The organism is Sporomusa sp. (genome assembly GCF_057736855.1).
Window position 1 is genome coordinate 1 of record NZ_JBYKYF010000264.1, and the last position, 4,393, is coordinate 4,393.

General features: G+C 43.4%; 5 protein-coding genes. All 5 read right to left on the reverse strand.

The window, feature by feature from the left end:
* Positions 1 to 900: pyruvate kinase (gene pyk, locus AC29Z1_RS14195; RefSeq protein ID WP_488272110.1), on the reverse strand; the 900-nt coding region annotated here is incomplete at its 3' end.
* Positions 901 to 1,044: 144 nt separating this feature from the next.
* Positions 1,045 to 1,245: a putative signal transducing protein gene (locus tag AC29Z1_RS14200; RefSeq protein WP_488272111.1), complete on the reverse strand. Its 201-nt coding sequence runs from the start codon at positions 1,243 to 1,245 to the stop codon at positions 1,045 to 1,047.
* Between the two features lie 349 nt (positions 1,246 to 1,594).
* Positions 1,595 to 3,073, reverse strand: coding sequence for a sodium:solute symporter family protein (locus AC29Z1_RS14205; RefSeq protein WP_488272112.1), 1,479 nt, complete (start codon positions 3,071 to 3,073; stop codon positions 1,595 to 1,597).
* A gap of 32 nt (positions 3,074 to 3,105) precedes the next feature.
* Positions 3,106 to 3,306, reverse strand: coding sequence for a DUF3311 domain-containing protein (locus AC29Z1_RS14210; protein ID WP_488272113.1), 201 nt, complete (start codon positions 3,304 to 3,306; stop codon positions 3,106 to 3,108).
* 15 nt (positions 3,307 to 3,321) lie between these two features.
* Positions 3,322 to 4,393, reverse strand: a 1,072-nt coding sequence (locus AC29Z1_RS14215) for an amidohydrolase (protein WP_488272114.1), incomplete at its 5' end; no start/stop codon positions are given.

The window sequence follows — 4,393 nt, forward strand, 5'->3', positions numbered from 1 at the left end:
AATAGCATTAGCAATATCGCTAGCTTCAGCTCTGGTAGGCCGCGGATTTGTTACCATTGACTCCAGCATTTGAGTGGCTGTAATCACCGGCTTACCCGCTTTATTACATTTGCGGATCAACATTTTCTGTACCAGTGGCACTTCCTCTGCTGGTATTTCTACGCCAAGATCACCTCTTGCCACCATGAGTCCATCAGCCACTTTAATAATTTCATCTATGTTCTTGACGCCTTCCGCATTTTCTATTTTGGGGATAATATCCATGGAATAATTGGCATCTTCCAATATTTTACGAATCGCTAGGACATCTGCCGCCCGTTGGACAAATGATGCCGCAATAAAATCCATCTCATTTTCAATACCAAATTTAATATCTGCAATATCTTGTTCAGACAAAGGCGGTAAATTAACAGCAACACCTGGAGCCGCAACCCGCTTACGGTCACCAATTTGCCCGCTGTTCTTTACAGTAGTAATGATATCATCACCTTCGACTGCATCTATATGAAGGCTCACCAGACCGTCTGAAATCAGGATGGTTTGCCCAGGAGCAACTTCCTGCGGCAAAAGTTTATGATTGACGGAAGCTATCTCTTTAGTGCCAACAACCTCACGACTTGTTAACACAAACTTCTGCCCTTTTTCTAAATAGACCTTACCTTCTGCAAACAAACCCAGCCGCATTTCCGGGCCTTTAGTATCCAGCATAAGGGCTATTGGCTTATTAACAGCCTTGGCAGCTTCTCTTACTCTGGCAATACGTTTCGCATGCTCTTCGTGAGAACCGTGTGAAAAATTGAAACGGGCAACATTCATTCCAGCCTCTATCATGGCTTCTAATACACCTGGTTTATCAGTGCTGGGACCCACAGTACATACGATTTTAGTTTTCTTAAACATTTTACCACTCCTTATGCTATATGCTGGTTACCCAAAACTTATGTATTGCTATAATTTCATCTACGAAAAGCGGAGTATCAAAAAAATCCAGAAAGTAACCCTATATTGGCTCAGAAGACGATGCTGCCCTATCTGACAAAAAAGCTATCGTGTTACATGTTGGCATAAAATCGAATGAGCTTCAGCAGCTTCTGACTCTAAAACTAAGATTTCATACATGCCATCTCCGACCGATGAACCAACTCCTGCCGGACGAATATTAGCAAGTACGCCTTCATTGCACAGCAGATTTTTATACGATTCAGCCTGTGCCCGATTAGAAGCTATATATACTACGGTCCACATATGAATCCTCCTGATTAGCTTCTTACTAGTGAATTCAAAACAAAGCCAACTATAGCTTTGTTCTCCAAAAACCGGCTGCATTCCTGCAAAAAATTGTTTTTCTCGCAAACAAAATGTAGCGGTAACTGTTACAATTACCTAATAAAACCGCTCCTTTATTTACCGGTACTTACAGCATTATCTACATAGGCCATAATACCTCCTCCAAGATAAAACTGACATGGTATACTTCACCATTCTTAGCAAAATTCCTCTAGCCGACCTGCATATTTTCTTTTGCCGGTGTCAATAGTTTATAAAATAAATCCCGGACTCATAAGCCCGGGATTTATTTTGCTTCAGGAATATATTAGTTTTTCACCGTAGTAATAGTAATCGTAGATTGATCAGTTTTGGCATTGTATGTTAACAAACTAACGATAATAAAGACAACCGTATTAGCTACTAATGCCACAAACCCGGCATTGAGGTTCATATTAGCAAAAGGCAACGGATCCATTTTTCCAAGAATAAGCGTAAAAACAATGATCTCGCCCACAATTAGCCCCGCATAAGCCCCGAGCTTCGTAGCTTTTTTCCACCACAGACCAAACACCAGCATCGGGAAAAATTGGGTAACGCCTGAGTAGCCGGTTAATAGCAAGTTTACAAGCATATTGGGAACAAATATTGCTAATGCCAGAGCCGTGGCAGTCAGCAGCAGCACTACTACTCTTGCCAGCCGTCCTACCGTTTCCGAACTGGCATCCTTACCAATTGTCCGCCCATATACATTACGTGTAAACAGCATCGAAGTAGACAGCAATAAGTCGGCCGCAGGTATCATACAAGCCAATGCCCCGGCACCGCCTACTAAGCCTAGTGCCCAACCGGGAAAAACTTGCTGTACAATTGCCATAAATGCCATATCCGGTGTTTTAAGTGCCGGAGTTAGCACAAGCAATGCCGTAAAACCTACAAGCATCGGAAAAAGTAGACAAAATTGGTATAAAGGCAGATACACAGCATTATGCCGCAACACATCGTTATTTTTGGCACTAAAACTATTTGCAGAAAAATGCGGCCACATATAAAACCCCAAGCTAGTAACAACCAATGTTGACATAACCCAGCTTACATCAAGGTTTTTAGTACCTCCAGGAAGAGTTAAGAAGCCAGGCTTTGCCGCATCTAAGGCTTCAAACATGCCACCGACACTGCCAAAATAATGTATCGGGAGATATAGGCCAAAAAACATTACAGCAATCATCATAACAACATCTTTTATCGCGGCCGTAGCAGCAACTCCCTTTAAACCACTAATATACACAAACACGGCCACCATCGTAAAGGCTATCAGCATAGCCGGTACACGGGTAATTTGCCCATAAGAGCAAGTTTCAATAATCAGGCCAAGCCCTGTTAGCTGAAGCTGCAGATATGGCATGAGGAAGGCTATACCTATACAAGCGGTGAGTATCCCCAACGCTTTGCTGCCGTATAGCTTCTCAACTAAATCCGGTTGGGTCATCAAACCATTCTTACGTCCTACTGTCGCAATAGCCGGCAATAAATAGTAACCAATCAGGTATGCCAATGCCCCATAACCCAGGATATAGAAAGTTGGCCCGCCACGCGCATATGCCCAACCGCTCGCCCCCAAAAAAGCAAACGCAGTGTATATTTCCCCAGCCATAATAAACCAGTTAAGCCATCGTCCAAAACTTCGGTTACCGACTGCCCACTCTTCTAGACTCATCTTTTTATTCATGCCTGGAATCATGCCAACAATAGTAGCGCCAATAACAAAGACAAAAATAACAATAAGTGCCATTACCTCATTACTCATTATTTACGTCCCCTTCTTTCTTGTTCATGGCGCTATTCCGCCTCTTTATTATTTTTTGAGTCAATAGCATACAGAGCCTTAATACATAAAAAAGCTACAATTATTCCTGCAACCAGCCAAAAAGCTAAAAACGGCAACCCCATAACAATTGGCTTAACGCGATTAACAAAAGGAATCATGCCAATTGTCCAGATAAAAGGAATTAACGTTAAAATAACTTTTACCGGATTCACCCCGTCACCTCCCTACTATTTCGGTATGAATTCATGCTTTAATAGAGATAAAGCAGAACCTACCATAACTTCTACACCATACGCAAGCGCCGTTTCGTCCATATCAAATTTAGGATGGTGATGCGGATACACCACTCCTTTTTCCTCATTGCCAACACCAATAAACATAAAACAACCAGGCACCTGCTGCTGATAATAGGCGAAATCTTCACCTACCATAGCTGGGCTTAATTCAATTACGGCTGCTGGGCCTAAGACCTTTTCCCCGACTTGCGCAACCACTTTTGCCACTTGCGGATTATTTATAACAGGCGGAAATCCATAATGGCTTTCCAGTGTATAAGTAGCACCTGCAGCAGTGCAAATCCCATTACATATCCTATCAATAGCGGCAAAAATAACTTCACGGGTACTTTGCGCAAATGTCCGTACCGTTCCCTGTAAAACCGCCTTATCCGGAATAATATTGAAGGCATCGCCAGCTTTAAAAATACCTATTGACAGTACCGCCAATTCATTGGCATTAACCAGGTTGCCAGTAATGGTTTTTAACGCCAGCACAATCTGAGAACCAACATATACCGGGTCGACAGTCTGATGCGGCATTGAGCCATGACCGCCTCGCCCGTTTATCGTAATCGTAAACGCATCAGGCGAAGCCATCATAGGGCCATAGGTTATCCCCATTGTCCCTACTGCCAATGGTTGCCATAGATGGGCCCCAATGATCGCATCCACGTTATCCAGTGCACCTGCCTCAATCATACTCAGAGCACCGCCAGGGAAACTCTCCTCACTCGGTTGAAAAATAAGCCTGACATTGCCTTCCAATTTATCCTGAATAGCACAAAAGACTTTTGCAATGCCAAGCAGCATAGCGGTATGGCCATCATGCCCGCAGGCGTGACAGCATCCCGGCTTTTGCGAACAATAAGGCTGATTAATTTCATCTTGGATCGGGAGCGCATCCATGTCAGCCCTAATAGCTACTGTTTTTCCAGCCTTACCTCCAATAATGTCAACAATAACGCCTGTTCCCCCAGCCTTGCGAGGTTCTAATCCCATAGTCTTCAGTTCAGACATGATT

Excerpts from the sequence above, each read along its gene's own strand:
- AC29Z1_RS14200 (WP_488272111.1), bottom strand. The coding sequence starts at position 1,245 with ATGTGGACCGTAGTATATATAGCTTCTAATCGGGCACAGGCTGAATCG.
- AC29Z1_RS14205 (WP_488272112.1), bottom strand. The coding sequence starts at position 3,073 with ATGAGTAATGAGGTAATGGCACTTATTGTTATTTTTGTCTTTGTTATT.